This is a genomic window from Streptomyces niger, assembly GCF_000718305.1.
Taxonomy (GTDB): domain Bacteria; phylum Actinomycetota; class Actinomycetes; order Streptomycetales; family Streptomycetaceae; genus Streptomyces; species Streptomyces niger.
The window spans coordinates 112,346-135,440 of sequence record NZ_JOFQ01000010.1 but is presented as its reverse complement, the minus strand read 5'-3'; the positions used below and the strand labels follow the sequence as shown (position 1 = coordinate 135,440).

The window sequence follows — 23,095 nt, the reverse complement described above, 5'->3', positions numbered from 1 at the left end:
ACATCCGACGCGTCGCGTGCTTTACTGCCGCGTGCCCACTGAGACCGCTCCCACCGGCGTGCGTTCGCGCATATTCGCCGACCTCACCCCGCTGCGTACCTCCGTCCACTACCGCCGGCTGTGGACGGGCAACACCGTCTCCTGGGTGGGGCAGCAGATGACCGCGCTCGCGGTCTCGCTCCAGGTCTACGACATCACCCACTCGACGTTCTCCGTCGGGCTGGTCGGCCTCTGCTCCCTCGTCCCGCTGGTCGTCTTCGGCCTGTACGGCGGCGCCATCGCCGACACCGTCGACCGCCGCACCCTGGGCCTGTTCAGCGCCCTCGGCGCCACGACCATGTCCGTCGTACTGGCCGTCGCCGCGCTGCTGCACGTACGCCAGGTCGGCCTGCTCTACGCCGTCGTCGCCCTCCAGGCCGTCTGCTTCGCGATGAACTCGCCGGCCCGCTCCTCGATGATCCCCCGCCTGCTGCCCACCGAGCAGCTGCCGGCCGCCAACGCGCTCAACTCCCTCACCAGCAACCTCGGCCTGATGGGCGGCCCGATGCTGGGCGGCCTCATCGTCGGCTGGTGGGGCTACCAGGCCGCCTACCTCATCGACGTCGTCGCCTTCACCGCGTCCCTGTACGCCATGTGGCGACTGCCCTCGATGCGCCCCGAGCACGAGGCGGGCCCGGACGGCGCCCGGCCCGAGCGCGCCTCCGTCCTGGACGGCCTGCGCTTCCTCGCCACCCGCCCCAACCTGCGGATGACCTTCTTCGCCGACCTGGCCGCGATGGTGCTGGCCCAGCCGCGCGCCCTCTTCCCGGCCGTCGCCGCGCTCTGGTTCGGCGGCGACGCCAAGACCGTCGGCCTGCTGGTCGCCGCGCCCGCCGTCGGCGCCGTCCTGGGCGGGCTGTTCTCCGGCTGGCTCGGCGTCATCCGGCGGCACGGCCTGGCGATCCTGCTCGCCGTCGCCGCCTGGGGCGCGGCCGTCGCCGTCTTCGGCCTCACCCGCAACCTCTGGCTCGGCCTGGTCTTCCTCGCGGTCGCGGGGTGCGCCGACACCGTCTCGATGGTCTTCCGCTCCACGATGCTGCAGGCCGCCACCCCCGACCGGATGCGCGGCCGGCTCCAGGGCGTCTTCATCGTGGTGGTCGCGGGCGGGCCGCGGCTCGGCGACTTCCTCGCCGGCTCCGCCGCCGACCTCGCCACCCCGGCCGTCGCCGTGGTCGGCGGCGGCCTGGCCTGCCTCCTGGTGGTGACGCTCCTCGGCCTGGGCCGCCCCGCCTTCGCCCGCTACGACGCCCGGGACCCGCAGCCCTGACGCGCGGCCGGGCTCTCGGTACCACTCAGTACCGGGTGATCGCCGTGTCCCCGGACTTCGTCCCGATCGCGATGTGCGGCCGCTTGTCCGGGTCCGCCCAGGCCAGGACGCGGGCCATCGCGCCCGCCGGTACCGAGACGCAGCCCGCCGTCGCGCCCTTGCCGTTGACGTGCAGGAAGATCCCGGCGCCGCGGCCGCGCACCGGCTTGTCGTAGTTGAAGCCGATGACCAGCGCCCGGTCGTACTGCGTCGGATAGTCGGCCAGCCGCTCCGACTCCTTGGCCGCGCAGTCGGCGGGCAGCGGCTCGGCCCAGCGGTTGTACGCGGCCGAGGCGTTGTCCTCGCACCACCAGGAGTTGCCGTGCACCCGGCGGTAGGAGACCTCCGTACCGGCCGGGGCCGCGCCGATCCCGAAGCCGAACGGCAGGTCGTACAGGCCGGTCGGCGTGGTGTTCGTGCTCTGCTTGCGGGAACTGCCCTCGGCCAGGCCCTTCGCGCCGAATCGGGCGGGCGCCGAGCCCGCCTGCCGCCAGTGGCCGTGCCGCTTCCCCCACCAGATCAGCCGCCCGTGGGTGGCAGCCGTCCGCGGTGCCTCGGCCGTGATCAGCTGACTGCCGCCGCCGGTGTCCGCCATCCGGGCGGGCAGCGGCGCGCCCGACCGGTCCGCCGTCGGGTGCCCGGGCGCTGCCGCGGCCGGGCCGGAGCCGGCCGTGCCGGCCAGCGCGAGCGCGGCCGCACCGGCCGCCAGTGCCTGCAACGAAGGCTTCATGACGGCACTGTAGGGGGGAACCGCTCGGCCCGCGCCCCTCGGATTCCGCCGCGCGCCGGAGCGATAGCCGGGCCAGACTCGGGTACGGGGGCCATAGGGAAGAACCACCGCCGCGGGCGGACCGCCCGCGGCACGCACCACACCGTGAGATCCAGGAGGTCTTCCGTGGAACGGCAGCCGCACCCCGCGCGCGCTCACGACCCCGGCGGCCCGACACCGCCCAACCCCGGCCCGGGACCGGTCCCGGACCCCGTGCCGGGCCCGCCCGACCCCGTACCGCCCACCCCGGAACCGTCCCCGGTCCCGCGCCCGCCCGGCCCGAGCCCGGACCCGGTACCGGAACCGTCGCCGCAGCCCAGCCCGCTGGGCTGACCGTCCGCACCACCAGAAGGACTCCCGCACCACCAGAAGGAGAGGTGCTTCCCATGGCCATCGCCACGGTGAATCCGGCCACCGGCGAGACCCTCAAGACGTTCGACGCGCTCAACGAAGGCGAGATCGAGGACCGACTGGTCCGCGCGGACCAGGCCTGGCAGGAGTACCGCACCACCGGCTTCGACCGGCGCGCCACCCTGCTGCGCAAGGCGGCCGACCTGCTGGAGGCCGACGCCGACGACATCGCCCGCACCATGACCACCGAGATGGGCAAGCCGCTGGCGCAGGCCCGCGCGGAGGCCGCCAAGTGCGTGAAGACCATGCGCTGGTACGCCGACCACGCCGAGGCGCTGCTCGCCGACGAGCACCCGCGGGCCGTCGACATCAAGGACTCCGGCGGGGCCCGCGCCTACGTGCGCTACCGCCCGCTGGGCCCGGTGCTCGCGGTGATGCCGTGGAACTTCCCGCTCTGGCAGGTGATCCGCTTCGCCGCGCCCGCGCTGATGGCGGGCAACGTCGGCCTGCTCAAGCACGCCTCGAACGTCCCGCAGACGGCCCTGTACATCGAGGACCTCTTCCGCCGCGCAGGCTTCCCCGAGGGCGCCTTCCAGACGCTGCTGATCGGGTCCGGCTCGGTCGAGATGATCCTGCGCGACCCCCGGGTGGCCGCCGCGACGCTGACCGGCAGCGAGCCCGCGGGGCAGTCCGTCGCCGCCATCGCCGGTGACGAGATCAAGAAGACGGTGCTCGAACTGGGCGGCAGCGACCCGTACCTCGTGCTGCCCTCGGCCGACCTGGAGAAGGCGGCGGCCACCGCCGTCACCGCCCGGGTGCAGAACAACGGCCAGTCCTGCATCGCCGCCAAGCGCTTCATCGTCCACACCGACGTCTACGACCGGTTCGCCGCCCTCTTCACCGAGAAGATGAACGCGCTGCGGGTCGGCGACCCGATGGCGGACGGGACCGACGTGGGCCCGCTCTCCAGCGAGCAGGGCCGCGCCGACCTGGAGCAGCTGGTCGACGACGCCACGATGCACGGCGCCACGGTGCTGTGCGGCGGCGGCCGGCCCGAGGGCATGGACCAGGGCTGGTTCTACCGGCCGACGGTGCTCGCCGACGTCACCAAGGACATGAAGATCTACTACGAGGAGGCGTTCGGGCCGGTCGCCACGCTCTTCCGCGTCGCCGACCTGGACGAGGCGATCACCCTCGCCAACGACACGTCCTTCGGCCTCAGTTCCAACGCCTGGACCGAGGACGCGGCCGAACAGGACCGGCTGGTGCGGGACATCCAGGCGGGCGGCATCTTCTTCAACGGGATGACCGCCTCGCACCCGGGCATGCCCTTCGGCGGCGCCAAGCGCTCCGGGTACGGCCGGGAGCTGGGCGACCACGGCATCCGGGAGTTCTGCAACATCACCACGGTCTGGTACGGCGCCAAGGGCTGATCCCCGGTGGCCGCCGCTTCAGGAGTCTTCGGGGCCGGGCACGGTGAACTCGCACCACAGCGCCTTGCCCGCGCCCCGGGCCTCCGCGCCCCACCGGTCCGACAGCGCCTCCACCAGCAGCAGGCCGCGGCCGGTGGTCGCGGTCTCGCCCGGGTTGCGCCGCCGCGGCCAGTGGCTGGACCCGTCCTCGACCTCCAGCCGCACCCGGTCCGGCGGGCCGGAACGCAGCTCCAGCGAGACCAGCGCCCCGCTCTCGGTGTGCCGCAGCGCGTTGGTGATCAGCTCGGTGGCCACCAGCTCCACGTCGCCCGCCACCGCACCGGCCCGCCACTGGTCCAGCATCCGCCGCAGCTCGGCGCGGACCTCGGCCGGGCCGGTGGGGTCGGCCTGGTGGATGCGGAGCCGGATGCGCGGCGTTGCCGGGCCGCCCGGCTCGGCCAGCCGGCGGAGCAGCAACAGCGCCATGTCGTCCGGCGAGCCCGGCTGCTCCCACAGCAGGTCCGAGAGGTGGTCGGCCAGCTCGTCCAGCTCGCCGGGGCCGTCCCGCACGGCGCCGGTCAGCGCGTCGAGCCCGGCCAGGATGTCCGAGCCCGGCTGTTCGACCAGGCCGTCGGTGCACAGCAGCAGCGTGGAGCCCGGCTCCAGGAACAGCTGGGTCTCCGGATAGTGGTCCTCGCCGAAGACGGTGGCGAGGCCCAGCGGCAGCCCGCCGCACACGGTCGGCCAGTGCACGTGCCGCTCCGCGTCCACGAGCAGCGGCTCCAGGTGCCCGGCCCGCGCCACGGACAGCGCCCCCGAGGCGAGGTCCGCCTGGATGTACGTGCAGGTCGCGAACCGTTCGGTCTCCAGCTCGGCCAGGAAGCGGGAGGCCCGCCCCAGCACCGTCTGCGGCGGATGCCCCTCGCCCGCGAAGGCGCGCAGCGCGATCCGCAGCTGGCCCATCACGGCCGCCGCGTGCGTGTCGTGGCCCTGCACGTCGCCGATCACCACGCCGGTACGGCCCTGCGGCAGCGGTACGACGTCGTACCAGTCGCCGCCGACGTCCCGGCCGGTGCGGGCCGCGTGGTAGCGGACCGCGACGTCGCCGCCGGTGATGGCGGGGATCCGGCGCGGCAGCATCGAGGCCTGCAGGCCGGTCGCGATCTCGCGTTCCTGGTCGAAGAGGGTGGCCCGCTGGAGGGACTGGGCGATGACGCCGGCCAGCGCCAGCGCCAGGTTGCGGTCCTCCGCCGTGTAGACCTTCGCCTCGGTGTTGATCAGCGCGAGCGCGCCGATCACCTTGTCCTGCGCGACCAGCGGCAGGAAGGCCGCGCTGCGGATGCTGATGTTCCGTACGTACGGGCGGAGCCGCGGGTAGCGCTGCAGGAGCTCTTCGTGGGAGGTGACGTAGGACGGCTCCCGGGTGAGCGCCGCGTCGGAGAGCGGAAGGGTCCGGTCCAGCGGCATGTGCAGCAGCTCCGGCACCGAGTCCAGGGGCGGGGTGGCCGCGATGACGTCGAAGACGCCGTTCTCCACCAGGCCGAGGACCAGCGCGTCGGCGCCCAGCCGCAGCGGGCCGCCGGGCGCGGTGAGCACGTCGGTGACGTCCTCGACCGACAGCGCCCGGGACAGCGCGGTGGTGGTCCACTGCACCAGCCGGGTCTGCCGCTCGCGCTCCTCGTCGGAGATGTTCAGCAGCGCGGAGTCGGCCAGCTCGGCGGTGGCCTCGCGGACGATGCCGGCCATCCGGTACGGCCGGCCGCTGCCGTTGCGCAGGATCCGGCCCTGCGCGTGCGTCCAGCGGGGGGTCCCGTCCCGGCAGCGGATGCGGAAGTACGCGGCGCAGGAGCGCCGGCCCTGCTGGATCGCCTGGACGACGACGGCGTCCAGCCGGTAGCCCTCTTCCTGCGACACACGGGGGAGCAGCGAGAGCCGCGTCCCGTCGAACTCCTCCGGGCGCAGGTCGAAGACGGCCAGGCCGCCCGGGTCCAGGTCGAAGGCGCCGCTGTCCAGGTTCCAGTCGAAGGAGCCCATCCGGTTGAGCGCCAGCAGGTCGGGCAGGGCGATGCCCGACCGGCGGGACCGCTCGTGCCCGGGCCGCCCGAGGAGGCTGCGGCGGGACCGGCGCGGTTCCCGCGCCCCGTCCGCCGCCTCCGCCGCCCCGTCCCAGCTCCGCTCCATACCGGGATCTTACGGTCATATCGGGTAAGGGTGGGAACTGAGGACGGCGGGGTGTCCCGGACCGCGCGGGGCGCCGTCACCCCTCGGGCCCGCGCCCCACCGGCCATGACAGCGCCCAGGACATCGGGGCACCGGAGACGCGGTGCCCGTACCGTCGGATCGAGGAGACCGTGAACAGCACCCTTCCCGTCATCGCCGGTGTCGACGGCTCGCCGAACAGCCTGCGGGCGCTGGACTGGGCAGCCGAAGCGGCCCGGCTCACCGGGGCCCGGCTGCACGTGGTGCACGTCTGGCCCATCACCCCCATGCCGCGCGCACTGGGCGACGCCAAGCCGCACCCGACCCCCGACCCCGCCGACCCCGTGCTGCGCGAGGTCCAGGAGCGCTTCGCCGGCCGCGCCGACGTCCCGGAGACCCGGTACCTCTCCGCGCACGGCGCGTCCACCTCGACGCTGATCCGGCTGAGCGCCCAGGCCCGGCTGCTGGTCCTCGGCTCGCGCGGCCGCGGCGGCTTCACCAGCCTGCTGCTCGGCTCGGCGGGCCGGGCCGCCGCCATGCGGGCCGCCTGCCCGGTCGTGGTCGTGCCGGACGAGCGGCGCGTCGATCCGGGGGCCGGGGTGCAGGGCCGGGTGGTGCTCGGCCTGCACCCCGAGGAGACCTCCGACGAGGCGGTGGACCACGCCTTCGCCGTGGCCGAGCGCCGGGCCGCCGAGCTGCGGGTGGTCACCGCGTACCCGAGCCCGTACCCGCTGCTCATCGACCCCGAGAGCCTGCCGCCGGGGCACCGCACCGACGCCGAACTGGCGGCGCACGCCGCAGCCCGGCAGGACGAGCGGCTGCGCCCCTTCATCGAGCGCCACTACCCCGGGGTGACCGTCGACCAGGTCGTCGCGCCGGGCGACGTGGCGGGCCGGCTGGTCGCCGCGTCCCGCGCCGCCGACCTGGTGGTGGTCGGCCGGCACCGTCGCCGGCTGCGCGAGGGCGGCCTGATGGGCTCGGTCGCCAACGCGGTCCTGCTGCACGGGCACTGCCCGACGGCGGTCATCCCCGTGCGGTGAGCCGGCTCAGCTCCCCGCGGCGGCCGGCGCGTTCACCGGCGTGCCGGTCCGCGTGCAGTGCGCGAGCTTCGCCGTGCGGGTCGCCACGTCCACCGTGTACGCGTCGATGGACAGGCCCTTCGGCGAGACCTTCAGCACCATGAAGCCGTGGCTGGCGAAGTCCTGCCAGGCCGCCGGCAGGTCGAAGTGCGCCTTGCCGTCGCCCGTCTTGGACGCGGCGCCGCAGACGACCTGACGGGTGCCGCCGGTGCGCGCCGAGGGCTCCAGGATCTGCAGCGTGTGGTCGTGGCCCGACAGGATCAGGTCGGCGCGGCCGCACACCACCTCCTCGTACAGCTCCTTGAGGTGGATGCCGCTGGTGTAGTGCCCGATGGTGAAGCCGTCGTAGGAACCGGCGCTGCCGTGCTCGCCGTTGTTGAGGTACGGGTGGTGGCCGAGCACGATCTTCCAGCGCGCCCGCGAGGCCTGCAGCGCGCCCTCCAGCCAGGTCCGCTGCGCGCGCATGTACGGCCCGTCCCAGTGGAAGTACGGGTCGGTCTGGACGACGTAGGAGGAGACGGGGGTGGTGTCCAGGGCGAAGAACTCCACGAGCGGGTCGCCGTCCGCACCGGAGCCGGCCGGCAGCGCCACGCTGTAGTAGCGGCCCGGCATGTACCACCGCTTCGACGTCGTCGCGTAGGCCACCTCCCGGTCGCCGCGCGAGGGGTCGCCGCCGCTGCCGGGTATCAGCCCCGAGCAGTCGTGGTTGCCCAGGACCATCAGCCACGGCACGTCCATGCCGGCGTTGGGCTTCTCGAACTTGTCCTGGAACTCGGAGTCGTGGGCCGACTCGGGCCCGTTCTCGTAGATGTTGTCGCCCAGCCCGACGGCGAGCCCGATCTGCTCGGTGCGCATCAGGTCGCGCGCTGCCGCGGCCACCGCGTACTGGCCTTCCTCGCCGGTCCCGGCATCGCCGGTCACCAGCACGGCGAACTCCCCGTTGCCGTTGGGCGCGGCGGGGAGCGGGAACTTCCCGTCCGCCGCCCGGTCCCGCGCCGCCGCGGGGCCGGCGGCCCCGTACGGCAGGACGGCCAGCGTGGCGCCGGCGACGGCACCGCCGAGGAGCGTGCGGCGGTTCAGCAGGGGAGCGGGTCGGGTGTCGGCGGGGCTGGTCAGGTCCCCGCCGGGGACGGTGCCGTTCCGCAGCCACCGGTCCTCGGTCATGTCCGCCTGCGGCGGAATCAGCTCACACATGCCGTGAGTTGTCTCATGACCTACTGGTCAGTTGGTGAAGATGTCATGAACATGGAGTGGATGTACCGGGTCCGGCGGCGAGCCGCCGCAGCGTGCGTCCGCAGTGCCGCGCGTAGGCCCGCTGCAAGACCGGCACCACCGGCCCGGCGAGCCGCGTGTACCACCGCGCCGGCCGGCTGAAGGCGGTGACGGCGAACCATACCGAGCCGTCGGCGCGCAGCTCCGCGAGGAAGGACTCCTCGCCCCGCTCGGGGTGCCCGGCGAGCGTCCCGTACGCGAAGCCGATGCGGTCGCTGTCGTACGTGCTCCACACCACCCGGCAGGGCGCGGTGACGCGCAGCGGGCCGACGCCGAGCCCGACCTCCACCGGGACGCCGGGCTCGGCGCTCGCCGCGCCCGCCCGGACGCGCACGCCCGCCGCCCGGTGCATCCGGAACGTCGTGATCGCCTCGCCCGCCCTCTCCAGCACCGCCCGGCCGTGGCCGACGGGGACCTCGACCCGCAGGTGGTGGTAGCCGGCGGGCAGCGGGCCGTGCTGGGTGGCGCCGTGTTCGGGGTAGCTGAGTCCGGCGGTCATGAACGCTCCTCGGTGCGGGTGGTGGGGCGGACGGAGTGCTGCAGGCGGCGCGCGGCGAGCAGGGCGCACAGGGCGAAGCCCAGCGCGTTGCCCACGCCGTGGGTCGCCGCCATCCAGGTCAGGGTCGGGTGGGGCAGGCCGCTCGCCTCGCCCAGCGCCCAGCTCAGCGCCAGCAGCATGGTCGCCACGAGCGTCGCCGCCGATACGGCGAGCAGGGTGCGGGTCGTGCGGTCGGCGGTGCGCGCGCCGCGCAGGGTGACCAGGCCGACCAGCCACATCCCACAGGTGAGCACCGCGGCGCCCGCGAACTCCACCCACTCGCCGGTGAAGTACCCGGCCAGTACCAGCAGCGTGCCGGCCGGGACGCCGAGCGCGGCGCACCGGGCGGCCGGGGTGTCGGTGGCCCGGCAGGCCAGCCCCGCCACCAGCGCGGCGGCGAACCCCGCGAAGTGGAAGTGCGGCACGGTCAGCGACAGCATGCGCAGGGAGAAGCCGAACAGTGTGGTGCCGTGTCGCTCGGCGGTCAGCGCCAGGCCGGCGACGGCCGGCGTGGCCAGCGCGGTCAGTACGGCGATCTCGCGCGGCGCGAACGACCGGGTGCGCAGCAGGCGCCGGGGTGCGAGCAGGGCGAGGGCGAGCGTGGCCGCGGCGTAGCAGGCGGCGAGTGCGGTGGCGGCGGGGCCGCGCGGCAGCCACGGGCTCACCGCGCCGAGCGTAGCGGGCAGCCACCAGATCCTCCGCAGCCGCGCCGCGCCGGGCTCGTCGACCAATGCGAGCCCCATCGGCAGCACCGCGAGCATGCCCAGCGCGGCAATGAGGCGAACGAGCACGTCCATGCTTCCCCCTCCTGCTGTTGAACGTGTTCAAACAGCGTGTACGGCAGACCGTACGCGCTGTCTTGAACGCGTTCAAGTCGGGGGTGGTGTCGCACGCCCCGAGGGGCGGCTCAGGCCTCCTTCGCTCCGTGCCGCCCCGCGCCCGCGGCGAAGCGCGCGGCGCCCGCCGCGGCCTGCGTCAGCGACTCCTGCCCGTGACGGAGCTCGACGGCCATCGCCTCCTCTTCCGGGAGCCCGGCCTGCGCGCGCACCGACGCCCGATCGCCCCGCAGACACCCCTGCGGGAAGCGGGCGATCTCCGCGGCCAACGCCTCCGCCTCGGCCCGGGCCCGCCCCTTCGGCACCACCCGGTTGGCCAGCCCCATGTCCAGCGCCTCGGCGGCCGGCACCGGGCGGCCGGTGAGGATCATGTCCATCGCCCGGCTCTCGCCGATCAGCCGCGGCAATCGGACCGTGCCGCCGTCGATCAGCGGCACGCCCCAGCGGCGGCAGTAGACCCCGAAGACCGCGTCCTCCTCGGCCACCCGCAGGTCGCACCAGAGCGCCAGCTCCAGGCCGCCCGCCACCGCGTAGCCGCTGACCGCCGCGATCACCGGCTTGGACAGTCGCAGCCGGGTCGGTCCCATCGGCCCGTCGCCGTCCGGCGCCACCCGGTTGCCGCGCGGCGTGCCGATCGCCTTCAGGTCGGCGCCCGCGCAGAACGTGCCGCCCTCACCCCACAGCACCGCCACCGCGGCCTCGTCGTCCCGCTCGAACCGCCGGAAAGCATCGGCGAGTTGCTGTGCGGTCGCGCCGTCGACCGCGTTCCGGGCCGCCGGCCGGGACAGCACGACCGTGCTGACCGGGCCCTGCCGCTCGACGCGTACCGCGCTCATCAGCCCGCGTCCGCGGGCGACTTGATGCGCGTACGGGCCAGGATCGCGCCCAGGTCCACGCCGGCCGGCAGGGTGCCGAAGGCGTTGCCCCACGCGCCGGCCAGCCGGGTGGCGCAGAAGGCGTCCGCGACCGCGGGGTCGCTGTACCGCACGAGCAGCGCGCCCTGCAGGATCAGCGTCAGCCGCTCCGCGAGCGTACGGGCCATCAGCTGCGCCCGCTCCGGGTCGGCGAGCTCCGGCAGCATCGCCTTCAGATCCGCCACCGCGGCGTCCAGCCGGGCGTCCGCGCCCGCCGCCTCCGCCACCTCGGCGAAGTACGCGTCCAGCGCCGCCGGTTCCTTGGCCAGCGCGCGCAGCACGTCCAGCGCCGCGACGTTGCCCGAGCCCTCCCAGATGGAGAGCAGCGGGGCCTCCCGGTAGAGCCGGGGCATCCCCGACTCCTCGACATAGCCGTTGCCGCCCAGGCACTCCAGCGCCTCCGCCGCGTGCGTCGCGCCCCGCTTGCAGACCCAGTATTTGCCGGCGGCCAGCGCGAGGCGGCGCAGCGCGCCCTCGGTGGCGTCGCCGGCCTGCGACCGGTCCACCGCGGCAGCCAGTCGCATGCCCAGCGTGGTCGCCGCCTCCGACTCGATCGCGAGGTCCGCCAGCACCGCGCGCATCAGCGGCTGGTCCGCCAGCTCTCGGCCGAAGGCGCGCCGGTGCGCGGTGTGGTGCAGCGCCTGCCGCAGCCCGGCGCGCATCCCGGCGGCCGAACCGAGCACACAGTCCAGCCGGGTCATGTTGACCATCTCCACGATGGTCCGCACCCCGCGCCCCGGCTCGCCCACCGGCCAGGCCACCGCCTCGTCGTACTCCACCTCGGAGGAGGCGTTGGAGCGGTTGCCGAGCTTGTCCTTGAGCCGCATCAGGTGGAACCGGTTGCGGCTGCCGTCCGGGAGCACGCGGGGGAGCAGGAAGCAGGTCAGCCCCTCCTCGGTCTGCGCCAGCGTCAGGAAGACGTCGCTCATCGGCGCGGAGGTGAACCACTTGTGGCCGGTGATCCGGTACGTGCCGTCGCCCGTCGGCACCGCCCGCGTCGTGTTGGCCCGCACGTCCGAGCCGCCCTGCTTCTCCGTCATCGACATGCCGGCGATCAGCCCGGCCTTGCCCAGCGGCGGCCGCAGCCCGAAGTCGTACGTGCGCGCCGCGAGCAGCGGCTCGTACTCGGCGGCCAGCTCGGGCGAGGCGCGCAGCGCCGGCACCGCCGCGTACGTCATGGAGATCGGGCAGCCGTGCCCCGGCTCGGCCTGCGACCACACGTAGAACTTGGCCGCGCGGACCAGGTGGCCGCCCGGCCGGCCCTCCGCCCAGGGCGCCGCGTGCAGGCCCTGCTCCACCGCCACGGACATCAGCTGGTGCCAGGCCGGATGGAACTCCACCTCGTCCACCCGGTGGCCGTACCGGTCGTGGGTACGCAGCTTCGGGGGCTGCTCCTCCGCCATCCGGGCCAGCTCCTGGACCTCCTCCGAGCCGGCCAGCGCGCCCAGCACCTGCACCTCGCGCTCGCCCCACCCGGCGTCCTCCCGGCGGAGCGCCGCCAGCAGGGCCGGGTCGTCCGCCGCGCTGAATCCGGTGAGCGGCGGGGCCTGATTCACGACTTCATGGGTCACGGTCATACGAGGGACATTACAGAGCCACAACAGGCGACGGAAGGCCGTAATGCGCACCGTGCCGTCCGGTGGTTAGGATCCGGGCAGGCATGGACACGAAGCGAAGTACCGGGACGAGGGACGCCGCAGTGGTACGCGAGGACGACGGGCAAACCCCTCTTGAGCTGCGGCCGCTCACCGCACGCTCCGTCGTGCTCAGCACCCTCCTCGGCCACCACCCGCCCCGGCTGCCGGCCCGCGCCCTGGTCCGGGTCGGCGAGCTGTTCGGCATAGCCGAGGGCACCGTCCGCGTCGCCCTCTCCCGCATGGTCGCGGCCGGCGACCTGCGGCAGCGCGACGGCGCCTACGGGCTCACCGCGCGGCTCCTGGACCGCCAGGCCCGGCAGGACGAGAGCCGGGCGCCGCGCACCGTGCCCTGGTCGGGGGAGTGGGAGATCGCCCTGGTCAGCGGCGTCGAGCCGCGTACCGCCGCGGACCGCACGGCGCTCCGCCAGGCGATGGCGGCGCTGCGCCTCGGCGAGCTGCGCGAAGGCAGCTGGCTGCGCCCCGCCAACCTCGACCGGCCGCGGCCCGCCGTCGCCACCGCGCAGTGCACCTGGCTGACCGGGACGCCGGACGGCGACCCGCGCGCCCTCGCCGGCCGGCTGTGGGACCTGGCCGGCTGGTCGGCGCGCGCCCGTACTCTGCTCGCGGCCCTCGACGGGGCCGCGGGGCCCGCCGACCGCTTCACCGTCTCCGCGGCCATCCTCCGCCACCTCCTCACCGACCCCCTCCTCCCGGAGCCGCTGCTCCCCGAGGACTGGCCGGGCGCGGAACTCCGCGCGCGCTACGACGGGTTCGAGGCGGAGCTGAGCGCGTTGCTCCGCCGCCACGTCGAGGGCTGAGCCGGCAGAAGTCGGACGCCGAGTCGGCGGAAAGGCAAAGGCGGGGCGGGCCAGGAGCCTCGGGAGGGACCCGCCCCGCCGGCTTTCATGCCCCCGGCGTCCGCCCCTCGGTCCCGAACGTGAAGTCCAGGAAGAGGGCGGCGGACAGCACCGCGTGGCTGCCGCGCGGCGTCAGCCCGGAGTCGCGCATCCGGGCGTGCAGCCGGTCCAGCGCGGCGCGGCCGCCCGGGGTGTCGTAGCCGCCGGCGCGCACCACGTCCCGGGCGTCCATCTGCACCGAGAGCAGCGCCGCGGGCCCGCCCTCGTGCAGCAGCGAGGTGTCGTCCAGCGTGGCCATCAAGGTGAGCAGCGCGTCCATCCGCGCGGCGGTCTCGGGCCTGCCGTGCGCCCGGGACTCCCGCAGCGCGGGCAGCGCCACCCGCCGTACGTTCGGGAACCCCGCCTCGGCCTGGCCGGTCGCGCCGGGGACGCGGAAGTGCAGCCGGGCCCGGCCGCCCGGGGTGTCGGCGGGGCCGGGCGCACCGTCGTACGGCAGCCGGGCCAGCGTCGCCGCCGCCGCGCAGGCCGTGTACGCCGACCGGCAGCCGGTGGCCGCCGCGCCCGCGACGAGCAGCCCGACGGCCCACAGCTCGCCCCGGTGACCGGCGGCCTCCGCCGCGGCCTGCTCGCCCAGCCCGCCCAGTTCGGCGCGCAGGCCGGGGTCGAGGGCGCGGCCGTCGGCGGCCTCCGCGAGCGCGGCGAACGTGGGACGCAGCGCCTCTATGGAGCGCAGCTCGGCGCCGTTCTCGGCGTCGTCGGGTGCCGCCGGGTCGGGAACCCGCGGCAGCCGGGCGCGGGCGGTGCAGGCGGCCACCGCGAGATCCGCGAGGAGGTGCGGCGTGACCGGGGGGATGAGGTGTGCGGGCGAGGTCGGCGCGGGCCGGAGCATGGCGGTGCCTTCCTTCTTCTCGTTCGGGTCGGGCATCGGGGCGCCCGGAGCGGCGTCCCGACCCTGTGATGCCGCCCGCGACGCCCCGCTATCCGGGACTTTCGACACGTATGTCCGGACCGTAGGTCACCGGACCGGTCGGAACCGGCCGGGTCCGCGGCGCGGAGTTTGAGCCCGCGGGCGTCGGAAACCCGCAACGCACCTCAGCCCACGACGTGGAGGTCGGTCACATGGCCAGCACTCGCGAGACCGGTGAGGTCACCGGTACCAAGGACAAGAACTACAACCTGCTCTGGTACACGCAGACGTGCCTGGACAACGCCCTGCGGATGGAGACGTACATCCAGGACGCGGAGCAGGCGAAGGACACCGAGCTGGTGGACCTGTTCCGCAAGGCCCAGGCCGACAGCCGTAAGGGCGCGGAACTGGGCAAGCAGCTGCTGAGCAGCCGGCTGGGCAGCTGAGGGGGCCGGGTGCCGGGTGGTTCCTCAGTGGGGGAACCACCCGGCACTCGTCATGCCGGCGGCAGCACGCACACCGGCATCGGGGCCGCGAACGGCGTCCCGGTCGGCCGCAACGCCCCCGAGCCGGCGTCGACGCGGAAGACGGTGACCGTGTTCGACCGCTGGTTGCCCGCGAACAGCAGCCGGGCGTCCGGCGAGAACGCGATGTGGCGCGGGAAGTCACCGCCCACCGGCACGGTGTCCAGCAGCCGCAGCCGGGCGCCGCGGTCCTCGACGGCGTACCGCGTCAGGCTGTTGTGGCCGCGGTTGGCGAGGTAGGCGTACCGGCCGTCGGGCGTGACCAGGAACTGCGCCGGATAGCTGGTCCCGGGCCCGGTCCCGGTGGACTGCGCGGCGCCGGGCGTGAGCCGGCCGGTGACGGGGTCGTACCGGCAGACCACCGCCGTGTTGTCGACCTCGTTGGCGAGGTAGGCGTACCGGCCCCCGGGGTGGAAGGTCAGGTGGCGCGGGCCCGCGCCGGGGCGCAGCGCCGCCGTCGACACCTGGTGGAGCGTGCCGGCCGAGGGATCCAGGCGGTACGTGTAGACCGTGTCGGTGCCCAGGTCCACGGCGAGGACGTGGCCGCCGTCGGGCGCGGTGACGATCTGGTGCGCGTGCGGGCCGTCCTGGCCGGGGCCCGGCGGCGGCGCGGAGTGCTCCACCAGGTCGGTGCGCTCGCCGAGGGCGCCCGTCGCGGGGTCGACGGGGTGCACGGCGACGCTGCCGGAGGAGTAGTTGGCGCTCAGCAGCCAGCGGCCGGAGGGGTGGACGGAGAGGTGGCAGGGGCCCGCGCCGCCCGTGGACCGGCTGCCCAGCACGCGGTGCGCGCCGTCCGCCGCGAGCGCCACGGCGGTGACCGCGCCGTCGGCGTTCTCGTCGACCGCGTACAGCGTCCTGCCGTCCGGGGAGAGCGTGAGGTAGGACGGGTCGGCGACGCCGGGGATCACGCCGTTGCCGGTGATGAGCCCCGTTTCCGGGTCGTACGCCGCCAGCCCGATGCCGCTGCCGCCGCCCGCCGTCGAGGTGTAGGTTCCCAGGAACAGCGGCCGGAGTGCGTCGCGCTTCCGGTGGCCGCCGTGTTCCGCCGCGGTGGCCGGTGCCGCGCCCGCGGTCGCCAGGCCGGCGGCCGTCGCGCCCGCCGCCAGCGCGCCGAGGAAGCCGCGGCGGCCGAGTCGCCCGGAGGGCTCGGGCGCAGGCGCTGACGAGCGGTCGTTCATGGCACACCTCTCCATCCGCCGGCATGACCGGGCGTCGGTCGGCAGCCAGAGTGGTCCATACCAACGGGGCTGACAAGACCCCGTGCGCGCCCGGTCCGGCGCGGCCATGTTTGTCGATGTGTGTCGATGTGTGCCCGCTTTGCCGGGAAGAGTACGATCTTGCGTGCGGGGTTACCCGTATCGACGAGCCATACCGCCGGCGAACAGAGCGGGAGCGAGCCCGATGACCTTCGACGAAACGGTGTCCGTACCGGTCGGCGACGCCTCCCTGACGGGCGACCTGCGCGTCCCCGAGCACGCCCGCGGCGTGGTCGTCTTCGCGCACGGCAGCGGCAGCTCCCGGCACAGCCCGCGCAACCGCGGGGTCGCCGAGTACCTGCACGCCAACGACCTGGCCACCCTCCTGCTGGACCTGCTGACCGAGGACGAGGACCGGGTCGACGAGGTGACCCGGGAGCACCGCTTCGACATCGCCCTGCTCGGCACGCGGGTCGTGGCAGCCGTCGACCTGCTCCGCACCCACCCGGCCACCGAGCGGCTGCGTCCGCACCTCTTCGGCGCCAGTACCGGCTCCGCCGCCGCGCTGGTGGCCGCCGCCGAACGCGCCGACCAGGTGGGCTCCGTGGTCTCCCGCGGCGGCCGCCCCGACCTCGCCGGCGACGCGCTGAGCCGGGTGCGCGCCCCGGTCCTGCTGCTCGTGGGCGGCCGCGACACGGAGGTGCTGGAGCTGAACCGGGCGGCGGCCGAGCGGCTGCCGGCCCGCTGCGAACTCCACGTGATCCCCGGCGCCACCCACCTCTTCCCCGAGTCCGGCGCACTGGACCAGGTCGCCGTCGCGGCCCGCGACTGGTTCCTCGCGCCGGGCAAACCGCCGCTCGGCGCCGACGACCCCCGGTGACCCCCGCGACCGAGGCGCGCCCAGCACCGTCGCCAAGGAGAGAGCCATGCGCTTCACGGACCGCAGAGACGCCGGCCGGCAGCTCGCGCGACAGGTGCGGGAACACCTGGAGGCGACCCGGCCCGACCTGATCGGCGGGCACCCGCCCGACGGCCCCGTCGTCCTGGCGCTGCCGCGCGGCGGCGTCCCGGTCGCCGCCGAGATCGCCCACGACCTGGGGGCGCCGCTGGACGTCCTGGTCGCCCGCAAGATCGGCGCCCCCGACCAGCCGGAGCTGGGCATCGGCGCCCTCGCCGGCGAGGACCCGCCGCTCTTCGACCCCCGCGCCCTGCGGTACCTCGGCCTCACCGAGGAGCAGCTGGCGGCCGACGTCGCCCGCGAACGCACCGAACTGCACCGCCGTACGGACCTCTACCGCGGCCGGCGCCCGCCGCCCGACCTCGCCGACCGTACGGTCCTCCTCGTCGACGACGGCCTGGCCACCGGCATGACGGCCCGGGCCGCGCTGCGCGCCCTTCGCCGGCACGGCCCCGCCTGCGTCCTCCTCACCGTGCCGGTGGCCTCCCCGACCACGGCCGCCGCGCTGGCGGCGGAGGCCGACGACGTGCTCTGCCTGAGCCGCCCGCCGGACTTCCGCGCGGTGGGCGAGTGGTACGAGGACTTCACCCAGGTCTCCGACGAGGACGTCATCGACATCCTGCAGCGGGCGGCCGCCGGCCGCTGACGGCGCCGCGACGGCCGGCCGCCATGCGGCTCAGGCGTGCAGGGTGAGGGACGGCCGGGCGCCGTTGAGGTAGTGGGCGCCGATGTCGCGGAGCCGGTGCGTGGCCGAGCTGCGGGCGGTGAGCGTACGGGCGTTGCGCCAGAAGCGGTCGAAGCCGGGGTCGGTGGCGGGGGAGAGGCTCGGCGCGCCCGCGGTGAGTTCGAGGATCCGCGTGGTGATGTGCAGCGCCGCATCGGCGGTGACGGCCTCGGCGGCGGACACGAGGAACGCGATCTCGGCCCGCTCGTCCGGCCCGAGCGTCGGACCCGTCGACAGCCCCTGCGCCATCGCCTCCGTGGCCCGGTCGACGACCGACGACGCGCTGTGCGCCGCGGTCGCCAGCTCGCCGTAGGCGAGGAGCAGGTACGGGTCCTCGCCGGGCGCCGTGGCGTACTCGCCGCCGCCGGTGTCGGTGAACGGATGGACGCCCGGCGACACCCGGCTCACGTCCCGCGCCTCCGCCAGCGCGCCCTCGGCGTTGCCCAGGCCGACGTGGAGCAGGATCAGCCGGAGCGCGAGGGGGGCGAGCGCGGTGTACGGGAGGACGGTGTGCTCGTCCCCCGGGACCGTGCCGAGGATCTGAGCGGCCGTCACCGGCACGTCGTCGCAGCCGACGGTGGCCGCGCCGGTGAGCCGCTGGCCGAGCCGCTCCTCGGGCGCGTCCGGCGTCACGGTCGTCCGCGCCGGGTCCACCACGACCACGACCGGCTCGCCGGTGTCGATGCGGTGGGCCGAGAGCAGGAACCGGTCGGCCGTGCTCGCGCCCGCGGCCAGCGAACGGACGCCGTTGAGCAGGTACTTCCTGCCGTGCGGCGCGAGCCACAGGCCGCTGCCGTCCGGGCTCTCCGGCGCGTCGGTGCGCCCCGCCCAGAGCCACCGCCCGCGCGCGGCCCGGAGTTCGAGCCGCGCGGCGTGGTCCGGGGTGCCGAAGAGCCGGGGACCCCAGGACGTCACGTGGTGGTGGGCGAGGAGCTCCGCGAGGGAACTGTCCGCCGTCGCGATCTCCCGTACGGCGGCGCAGGCGGTGCGCCAGTCCGTGCCGCGGCCGTCCGGTCCCGGCGGCGCGAGGAAGGCCGGCAGCCCGGCCTCGCGGAGCCGGGAGACCTCCTCGTGGGGCGGCTTGCCCGCCCGGTCGCGGGCGCTCGCGTCCACGGCGAGGTCGTCGGCGAGGTCCCGCACGGTGCGCGGCCAGGCCCCGCCGTCGGCCGGCTGCCCGGCGGGCGCCGGACAAGGGGTGTCGAGGGGCACGCGATACCTCCGGGAGGGTTGCGGGGTGGGGGGTTCGGGACGCCGGCCGTCAGGTGGTGGTGGCCTCGGCGGGCCGGGCGTCCGCCGGCTCCGCCGCGGGCCGCGGCGCGGTCCTGCTCGTGCGGCGGTGCTCCTTGACCGAGTAGGCGACGGCGGCCGCCCACACGACGTAGACGAAGCCGTAGACCGTCCACTGGGTGGCATCGCCGGCGCCGAGCCAGTCGCTGCGCAGCAGGGTGCGGATGTTGGTCAGGACGATGAGGCCGCCCACCGCGGAGCCGAGGATGCGCGGCGGTACGTGGCGGACCAGCCAGGCGGCGATCGGCGCGGCGATCAGCCCGCCGGCCAGCAGGGCAACGGCCCACAGCCAGTTGACGCCCTCGCCGCCGAGGCCGACGAGGAAGCCGAGGCTCGCGGCGACCGCGACCAGGAACTCGCTGGTGTCGATGGAGCCGATGACCTTGCGGGGCTCCAGCCGGCCGCTGGCCAGGATCGCCGGCGTGCCGACCGGGCCCCAGCCGCCGCCACCGGTCGCGTCCAGGAAGCCGGCGACCAGTCCGAGCGGGGACAGAAAACGCTTGCGCAGCGGCTTGTCCAGCTTGTCGGTGGGCAGCCCGGCGACGGTGAACCGGCCCAGTACGTACAGCCCGAGACCCAGCAGGAGGAGCGCCATCACCGGCTCGGCGAGCTCGGTGGAGAGGGCGGAGAGGAACGTGGCGCCCGCGAAGGCGCCGACGGCCCCGGGGATGCCGATCTTCAGGACGACCCGCCAGTCGACGTTGCCGAAGCGCCAGTGCGCGACGCCGGAGGCGAGGGTGGTCCCCATCTCGGCGAGATGGACGGTGGCGGAAGCGGCGGCCGGGTTGGTGCCCACGGCGAGCAGCAGGGTGGTGGAGGTGACGCCGTAGGCCATGCCCAGGCTGCCGTCCACCAGTTGGGCTCCCAGCCCGGCCAAGGCCAACAGGATCAGCGTACGCACGGCGACCTCACAGTTTCCCTAGTTTTCCCACTGGATTGATAGGAATACTCGGCGCACGGATGTCCGGTGACAAGGGCCTGTTCAAGAAGTGGACAGAAGCCTCTCGCGATACGAGACGCCGCAGGTGGGAGCGGCCCGGTGACCCGGCCTCAGAAAGGCGCGGTCAGGGATTGGTCCAGGCTTCCGGACCCTCCGTCAGGGACAGGATGTCGGCGGGGAGCCGGGCGGACGCGACGTCGGCCAGCGACACCCCGTCCAGGATCTGCCGTACGTTGGCGCGCAGCGCGATCCACAGCGGCAGCAGCGATTCGGCGGGCCCGCTGTACGCCAGCTCCGGCGGCCGGACGCCGCGCACCGAGACCAGCGGCCCGTCCACCGCGCGGATGACCTCCGCGATGCTGATGGCCGCCGCGGGCCGGGCCAGCCGGTAGCCGCCGTTGCCGCCGCGCTGGCTGCGTACGAGCCCGCCGCGGCGCATGTCGTTGAGGATGCCTTCGAGGAACTTGTGCGGGATGTCCTGGGCGACGGCGATGGCCTCGGCCTTGAGCGGGTCGGCGTCGGTACAGGCGGCGAGCTGCAGCGCGGCCCGTACCGCGTAGTCCGCCCTGGCTGAGATACGCATGCCGGCATTATCCCGCACGGTGACGGACCGCCCCGCGGCCCGCGTCCTACGATCATCGGGTGGCACACGCGAACGACGACGGATACCTCTTCGACAATCAGCGGACCGAGGCCGGACAGCGCTTCGCCGCGATGTCCGAGCTCTTCGACCCCGTCACCTTCCGGCACCTGGCGGCCGTGGGCGTGACCGAGGGCTGGCACTGCTGGGAGGTCGGCGCGGGCAGCCCCGGCGTACCGGCCTGGCTGGCCGCGCGCACCGGCGCGGCCGGCCGCGTCCTGGCCACCGACATCGACCCGGTCTGGCTGGCGTCGGACGCCCCGTACGAGGTGGCGCTGCACGATGTGGCGGCGGAGGAGCCGCCGCCCGGCCCGTTCGACCTGGTGCACGCGCGCCTGGTCCTGGTGCACGTACCGGAGCGCGCGGCCGCCCTCGCGGCGATGGTGCGGGCGCTCCGGCCGGGCGGCGTGCTCGTGTTGGAGGACGCCGACCCGGCGCTGCAGCCGCTGAGCTGCCTGGACGAACACGGGCCGGCCGAGCGGCTGGCCAACCGGCTGCGGCGGGGCTCCCGCGAACTGCTCGCCCGGCGCGGCGCCGACCTGGCCTTCGGGCGGACCCTGCCGCGCCTGCTGCGCGAGGCCGGCCTCACCGACGTGGCGGCCGACGCCTACTTTCCGGTCACCTCGCCGGCCTGCGACGCGCTGGAGATCGCGACCGTACGGCAGCTCAGCGACCGCCTCGTCGAGGCAGGCCTCGCCACCGAAGCCGAGATCGAGGAGCACCTCGCGAACGTCACGGCGGGCCGGCTCGATCTCACCATGGCCCCGCTGATCTCCGCGTGGGGCCGCAAGCCGGGCGGCGACCGCTGACCGACGTGGACCGGCGCGGCGCGCAACCGCCGTACGAGGGACACCCCGCCGTCCGGCCCGTCGCTGCACCCCGCACCGTCACCCATCCGTACTCCTTGCTTTCCGCCGTCTCCGACCGACGGCACCATGCCGGACCCGCGGCCATCCCAGCCACCCGATTTCCGCGCAGCGGGGGAGGAGGCCCGGACGGGCTGGGGCGGCGGGCGAGTGCTCCGCGACCGCAACGCGGCCTCCTACCTGAGCGGTGTGGTGGTCTCGGGCTTCGGCAGCTCCGCCCTGTTCCTGGCCGTCGGCGCGGGCCTGGTCGCACTCGTGGACCACCGCATCCTGCTCCCCGCAGCAGCCGCCGTGGCGAGCGCCGCGGCCCTCGGCTGCCTCCTGACGGGACGTCGGGTCGGTGCCCGGGACGAGGTGGCCCGGAAGGATGAAAGGCCAGGTCACAGGCGTTCCTGAGCGAGTTCGGGAGGTCGTGGAGCATTTTTTTTCGGCGGTTTGTTTGCCGGAAAAAGTCGGGGGCAGCAGGAGTTACGTGCTTCGGCCCGTAGGCACGCCCCGTGGGAGCAGTGTGACTTCCGCAGGACGCGCCTGCCAGGTCGCTCTTCCACGGGTGAAGAAGTGTCCCAGGAAAGAGATTTGCTGACCCAGGAGCCCGGACCATGCTCGTGAAGACGCAGAACGCAGTGCAGACCGACGACCTCCGGTACGACGCGGAGGTGCCCGAGGCGTCCGAGGTTTCGGGCGCCGCGCCGGCGACGGAGCGCGGCACGGAGGCTCGCGTCACGCGGCGCCGCGCCGACCAGGCCCCGAACCGGCCGCCGAACAAGCCCCGTGGCCTCAAGCGGCAGCGCCGCTCGGTGAAGGCCACGACCCCCGCCGTCCCCGGGCGCCGCAACCGGCACCCGCACGACGACGCGCCCGACACGGCCGAGGACTTCCGCCGTCTGGTCACCCTGCCGGACGGCCCCGAGCGGCAGGAGCTGCGCGGCCGGGTCATCAGCGCCTGGCTGCCGATGGCGGAGCGCCTCGCGCTGCGCTTCCGGAACCGCGGCGAGAACCTGGAGGACCTCCAGCAGGTCGCCGCCATGGGCCTGGTCAAGGCCGTCGACCGGTACGACCCCTCGCACGGCAACGCCTTCGAGAGCTTCGCCGTGCCCACGGTCATCGGCGAGATCAAGCGCCACTTCCGGGACCACATGTGGGGCGTGCACGTCCCCCGCCGGGTCCAGGAACTGCGCAACCGCGTACGCGCCGCCCGCCAGGAACTGACCAGCACCATCGACGACCACGGCCCCACCCCCGAGCAGATCGCCGAGCACACGGGCATGCCCGTGGAGGACGTCGTGCTCGGCTCCCAGGCGCTGAACAGCTTCAGTCCCCTGTCCCTGGACGCGGAGCTGCAGAACAGCGACGACGGCTGCTCGCTCGCCGACACCCTCGGCACCCCGGAGGCGGGCTTCGACCTCGTCGTCGCCCGGGAAGCGGTCAAGCCCTACCTCGCCGGCCTCCCCGAGCGGGAGAAGGAGATCCTCTACCTGCGGTTCTTCCGCGACATGACGCAGAGCCGGATAGCCGAGCGGCTGGGCCTCTCCCAGATGCACGTCTCCCGGATCATCTCGCGCACCTGCCGTCAGATCGCCGACCGCATCGAGGCCCGCCCGGAGCGTGCGGCGGCGTGAGGAAGGCACGAAAGGCACGACTCCTCGCCTTCCGGTTCCGGTCCGCCGCGTACCGGCTGCTGGCCGGCCGCGGTGGTCCGGCGCCGGGCCCGGCGGCCCCGACCCGGGTCCACGGGCCGGCCGCCGCCGGCGAAGCCGCGGCCTGAGGCGCCCGGCAGGCCAGGGCGGGGAGCGGTGGGACGGCTCATACGGGCCGTCGGGGCGATTCCCGCCCGAACGCTTCCG

The 23,095-nt window shown here is 74.8% G+C and carries 23 protein-coding genes; 11 read left to right on the top strand and 12 right to left on the bottom strand.

Features of this window, described 5'->3' with window-relative positions; translation table 11 throughout:
- Positions 1-31 precede the first annotated feature (31 nt).
- Positions 32-1,306, top strand: coding sequence for an MFS transporter (locus tag IF20_RS20830; RefSeq protein ID WP_052866823.1), 1,275 nt, complete (start codon positions 32-34; stop codon positions 1,304-1,306).
- Positions 1,307-1,331: 25 nt separating this feature from the next.
- Here the strand turns inward: IF20_RS20830 and IF20_RS20825 are convergent, their stop codons facing one another.
- The gene (locus IF20_RS20825; protein WP_052866769.1) at positions 1,332-2,075 is read right to left on the bottom strand and encodes a L,D-transpeptidase family protein; all 744 of its coding nucleotides are present in this window, start codon (positions 2,073-2,075) and stop codon (positions 1,332-1,334) included.
- Positions 2,076-2,500: 425 nt separating this feature from the next.
- Between IF20_RS20825 and IF20_RS20820 the strand changes: the two genes are divergently transcribed.
- Positions 2,501-3,898 carry an NADP-dependent succinic semialdehyde dehydrogenase gene (locus tag IF20_RS20820; RefSeq protein WP_052866768.1) on the top strand — a complete coding sequence of 466 codons (1,398 nt, stop codon included), beginning with the start codon at positions 2,501-2,503 and terminating at the stop codon, positions 3,896-3,898.
- 18 nt (positions 3,899-3,916) lie between these two features.
- On the opposite strand, the gene IF20_RS20815 is transcribed toward IF20_RS20820, so the two are convergent.
- Entirely contained in the window at positions 3,917-6,058 is a 2,142-nt protein-coding gene (locus IF20_RS20815) for a SpoIIE family protein phosphatase (RefSeq protein ID WP_110944380.1), read from the bottom strand.
- A 170-nt stretch (positions 6,059-6,228) separates the two neighbouring features.
- On the opposite strand from IF20_RS20815, the gene IF20_RS20810 reads away from it, so the two are divergent.
- Positions 6,229-7,116, top strand: coding sequence for a universal stress protein (locus tag IF20_RS20810; RefSeq protein WP_052866767.1), 888 nt, complete (start codon positions 6,229-6,231; stop codon positions 7,114-7,116).
- 6 nt (positions 7,117-7,122) lie between these two features.
- Here the strand turns inward: IF20_RS20810 and IF20_RS20805 are convergent, their stop codons facing one another.
- The 5 genes from IF20_RS20805 to IF20_RS20785 all read right to left on the bottom strand — a co-directional run bounded on the left by IF20_RS20805 (position 7,123) and on the right by IF20_RS20785 (position 12,292).
- Positions 7,123-8,349, bottom strand: a complete 1,227-nt coding sequence (locus tag IF20_RS20805) for a metallophosphoesterase (RefSeq protein ID WP_052866766.1) — start codon at positions 8,347-8,349, stop codon at positions 7,123-7,125.
- Between the two features lie 43 nt (positions 8,350-8,392).
- On the bottom strand, positions 8,393-8,926 hold the full coding sequence (locus IF20_RS20800) for a DUF1990 family protein (RefSeq protein ID WP_052866765.1): 534 nt from the start codon (positions 8,924-8,926) through the stop codon (positions 8,393-8,395).
- Positions 8,923-9,762 (bottom strand): YndJ family protein, encoded by an 840-nt coding sequence (locus tag IF20_RS20795; protein ID WP_052866764.1) that lies wholly within the window; start codon positions 9,760-9,762, stop codon positions 8,923-8,925. The genes IF20_RS20800 and IF20_RS20795 overlap by 4 nt, the downstream gene beginning before the upstream one ends.
- Positions 9,763-9,872: 110 nt before the next feature.
- Positions 9,873-10,637, bottom strand: a complete 765-nt coding sequence (locus IF20_RS20790; RefSeq protein ID WP_052866763.1) for a crotonase/enoyl-CoA hydratase family protein — start codon at positions 10,635-10,637, stop codon at positions 9,873-9,875.
- Positions 10,637-12,292, bottom strand: coding sequence for an acyl-CoA dehydrogenase family protein (locus tag IF20_RS20785; protein WP_052866762.1), 1,656 nt, complete (start codon positions 12,290-12,292; stop codon positions 10,637-10,639). Before IF20_RS20785 ends, IF20_RS20790 begins: the two co-directional genes overlap by 1 nt.
- Before the next feature lie 83 nt (positions 12,293-12,375).
- On the opposite strand from IF20_RS20785, the gene IF20_RS20780 reads away from it, so the two are divergent.
- Positions 12,376-13,170 (top strand): PaaX family transcriptional regulator C-terminal domain-containing protein, encoded by a 795-nt coding sequence (locus tag IF20_RS20780; protein WP_110944379.1) that lies wholly within the window; start codon positions 12,376-12,378, stop codon positions 13,168-13,170.
- A gap of 85 nt (positions 13,171-13,255) precedes the next feature.
- Here the strand turns inward: IF20_RS20780 and IF20_RS20775 are convergent, their stop codons facing one another.
- On the bottom strand, positions 13,256-14,134 hold the full coding sequence (locus IF20_RS20775; RefSeq protein WP_052866760.1) for a triphosphoribosyl-dephospho-CoA synthase: 879 nt from the start codon (positions 14,132-14,134) through the stop codon (positions 13,256-13,258).
- Positions 14,135-14,328: 194 nt separating this feature from the next.
- On the opposite strand from IF20_RS20775, the gene IF20_RS20770 reads away from it, so the two are divergent.
- Positions 14,329-14,562, top strand: a complete 234-nt coding sequence (locus IF20_RS20770) for a hypothetical protein (RefSeq protein WP_052866759.1) — start codon at positions 14,329-14,331, stop codon at positions 14,560-14,562.
- A gap of 50 nt (positions 14,563-14,612) precedes the next feature.
- Here the strand turns inward: IF20_RS20770 and IF20_RS20765 are convergent, their stop codons facing one another.
- Entirely contained in the window at positions 14,613-15,818 is a 1,206-nt protein-coding gene (locus IF20_RS20765) for a lactonase family protein (RefSeq protein WP_052866758.1), read from the bottom strand.
- A 223-nt stretch (positions 15,819-16,041) separates the two neighbouring features.
- On the opposite strand from IF20_RS20765, the gene IF20_RS20760 reads away from it, so the two are divergent.
- Positions 16,042-16,716 (top strand): dienelactone hydrolase family protein, encoded by a 675-nt coding sequence (locus IF20_RS20760; RefSeq protein WP_052866757.1) that lies wholly within the window; start codon positions 16,042-16,044, stop codon positions 16,714-16,716.
- Positions 16,717-16,762: 46 nt separating this feature from the next.
- Positions 16,763-17,440 carry a phosphoribosyltransferase gene (locus IF20_RS20755; RefSeq protein WP_052866756.1) on the top strand — a complete coding sequence of 226 codons (678 nt, stop codon included), beginning with the start codon at positions 16,763-16,765 and terminating at the stop codon, positions 17,438-17,440.
- A gap of 30 nt (positions 17,441-17,470) precedes the next feature.
- On the opposite strand, the gene IF20_RS20750 is transcribed toward IF20_RS20755, so the two are convergent.
- The 3 genes from IF20_RS20750 to IF20_RS20740 all read right to left on the bottom strand — a co-directional run bounded on the left by IF20_RS20750 (position 17,471) and on the right by IF20_RS20740 (position 20,328).
- Complete coding sequence (locus tag IF20_RS20750; RefSeq protein WP_052866755.1) at positions 17,471-18,727, bottom strand: acyl-CoA dehydrogenase family protein; 1,257 nt, start codon at positions 18,725-18,727, stop codon at positions 17,471-17,473.
- 49 nt (positions 18,728-18,776) lie between these two features.
- Positions 18,777-19,706 (bottom strand): sulfite exporter TauE/SafE family protein, encoded by a 930-nt coding sequence (locus tag IF20_RS20745; protein ID WP_052866754.1) that lies wholly within the window; start codon positions 19,704-19,706, stop codon positions 18,777-18,779.
- A 163-nt stretch (positions 19,707-19,869) separates the two neighbouring features.
- Positions 19,870-20,328 (bottom strand): RrF2 family transcriptional regulator, encoded by a 459-nt coding sequence (locus IF20_RS20740; protein WP_052866753.1) that lies wholly within the window; start codon positions 20,326-20,328, stop codon positions 19,870-19,872.
- Between the two features lie 59 nt (positions 20,329-20,387).
- Between IF20_RS20740 and IF20_RS20735 the strand changes: the two genes are divergently transcribed.
- The 4 genes from IF20_RS20735 (at position 20,388) to IF20_RS39285 (ending at position 23,016) form a co-directional block, all read left to right on the top strand.
- The gene (locus IF20_RS20735; RefSeq protein WP_052866752.1) at positions 20,388-21,194 is read left to right on the top strand and encodes a methyltransferase domain-containing protein; all 807 of its coding nucleotides are present in this window, start codon (positions 20,388-20,390) and stop codon (positions 21,192-21,194) included.
- A gap of 126 nt (positions 21,195-21,320) precedes the next feature.
- Positions 21,321-21,647 carry a hypothetical protein gene (locus tag IF20_RS20730; protein ID WP_199896695.1) on the top strand — a complete coding sequence of 109 codons (327 nt, stop codon included), beginning with the start codon at positions 21,321-21,323 and terminating at the stop codon, positions 21,645-21,647.
- A 401-nt stretch (positions 21,648-22,048) separates the two neighbouring features.
- The gene (locus IF20_RS20725) at positions 22,049-22,870 is read left to right on the top strand and encodes a SigB/SigF/SigG family RNA polymerase sigma factor (RefSeq protein WP_052866821.1); all 822 of its coding nucleotides are present in this window, start codon (positions 22,049-22,051) and stop codon (positions 22,868-22,870) included.
- Complete coding sequence (locus tag IF20_RS39285; RefSeq protein WP_199896686.1) at positions 22,867-23,016, top strand: hypothetical protein; 150 nt, start codon at positions 22,867-22,869, stop codon at positions 23,014-23,016. Before IF20_RS20725 ends, IF20_RS39285 begins: the two co-directional genes overlap by 4 nt.
- Positions 23,017-23,095: the final 79 nt, after the last annotated feature.

Bases quoted from the DNA above. Each gene is read 5' to 3' on its own strand.
- IF20_RS20825 (WP_052866769.1), bottom strand. From the start codon at position 2,075: ATGAAGCCTTCGTTGCAGGCACTGGCGGCCGGTGCGGCCGCGCTCGCG.
- IF20_RS20785 (WP_052866762.1), bottom strand. From the start codon at position 12,292: ATGACCGTGACCCATGAAGTCGTGAATCAGGCCCCGCCGCTCACCGGA.
- IF20_RS20740 (WP_052866753.1), bottom strand. From the start codon at position 20,328: ATGCGTATCTCAGCCAGGGCGGACTACGCGGTACGGGCCGCGCTGCAG.
- IF20_RS20760 (WP_052866757.1), top strand. From the start codon at position 16,042: ATGACCTTCGACGAAACGGTGTCCGTACCGGTCGGCGACGCCTCCCTG.
- IF20_RS20755 (WP_052866756.1), top strand. From the start codon at position 16,763: ATGCGCTTCACGGACCGCAGAGACGCCGGCCGGCAGCTCGCGCGACAG.
- IF20_RS20765 (WP_052866758.1), bottom strand. From the start codon at position 15,818: ATGAACGACCGCTCGTCAGCGCCTGCGCCCGAGCCCTCCGGGCGACTC.
- IF20_RS20770 (WP_052866759.1), top strand. From the start codon at position 14,329: ATGGCCAGCACTCGCGAGACCGGTGAGGTCACCGGTACCAAGGACAAG.
- IF20_RS20775 (WP_052866760.1), bottom strand. From the start codon at position 14,134: ATGCCCGACCCGAACGAGAAGAAGGAAGGCACCGCCATGCTCCGGCCC.
- IF20_RS20780 (WP_110944379.1), top strand. From the start codon at position 12,376: ATGGACACGAAGCGAAGTACCGGGACGAGGGACGCCGCAGTGGTACGC.
- IF20_RS20790 (WP_052866763.1), bottom strand. From the start codon at position 10,637: ATGAGCGCGGTACGCGTCGAGCGGCAGGGCCCGGTCAGCACGGTCGTG.
- IF20_RS20805 (WP_052866766.1), bottom strand. From the start codon at position 8,349: ATGTGTGAGCTGATTCCGCCGCAGGCGGACATGACCGAGGACCGGTGG.
- IF20_RS20795 (WP_052866764.1), bottom strand. From the start codon at position 9,762: ATGGACGTGCTCGTTCGCCTCATTGCCGCGCTGGGCATGCTCGCGGTG.
- IF20_RS20815 (WP_110944380.1), bottom strand. From the start codon at position 6,058: ATGGAGCGGAGCTGGGACGGGGCGGCGGAGGCGGCGGACGGGGCGCGG.
- IF20_RS20820 (WP_052866768.1), top strand. From the start codon at position 2,501: ATGGCCATCGCCACGGTGAATCCGGCCACCGGCGAGACCCTCAAGACG.
- IF20_RS20800 (WP_052866765.1), bottom strand. From the start codon at position 8,926: ATGACCGCCGGACTCAGCTACCCCGAACACGGCGCCACCCAGCACGGC.
- IF20_RS20730 (WP_199896695.1), top strand. From the start codon at position 21,321: ATGCCGGACCCGCGGCCATCCCAGCCACCCGATTTCCGCGCAGCGGGG.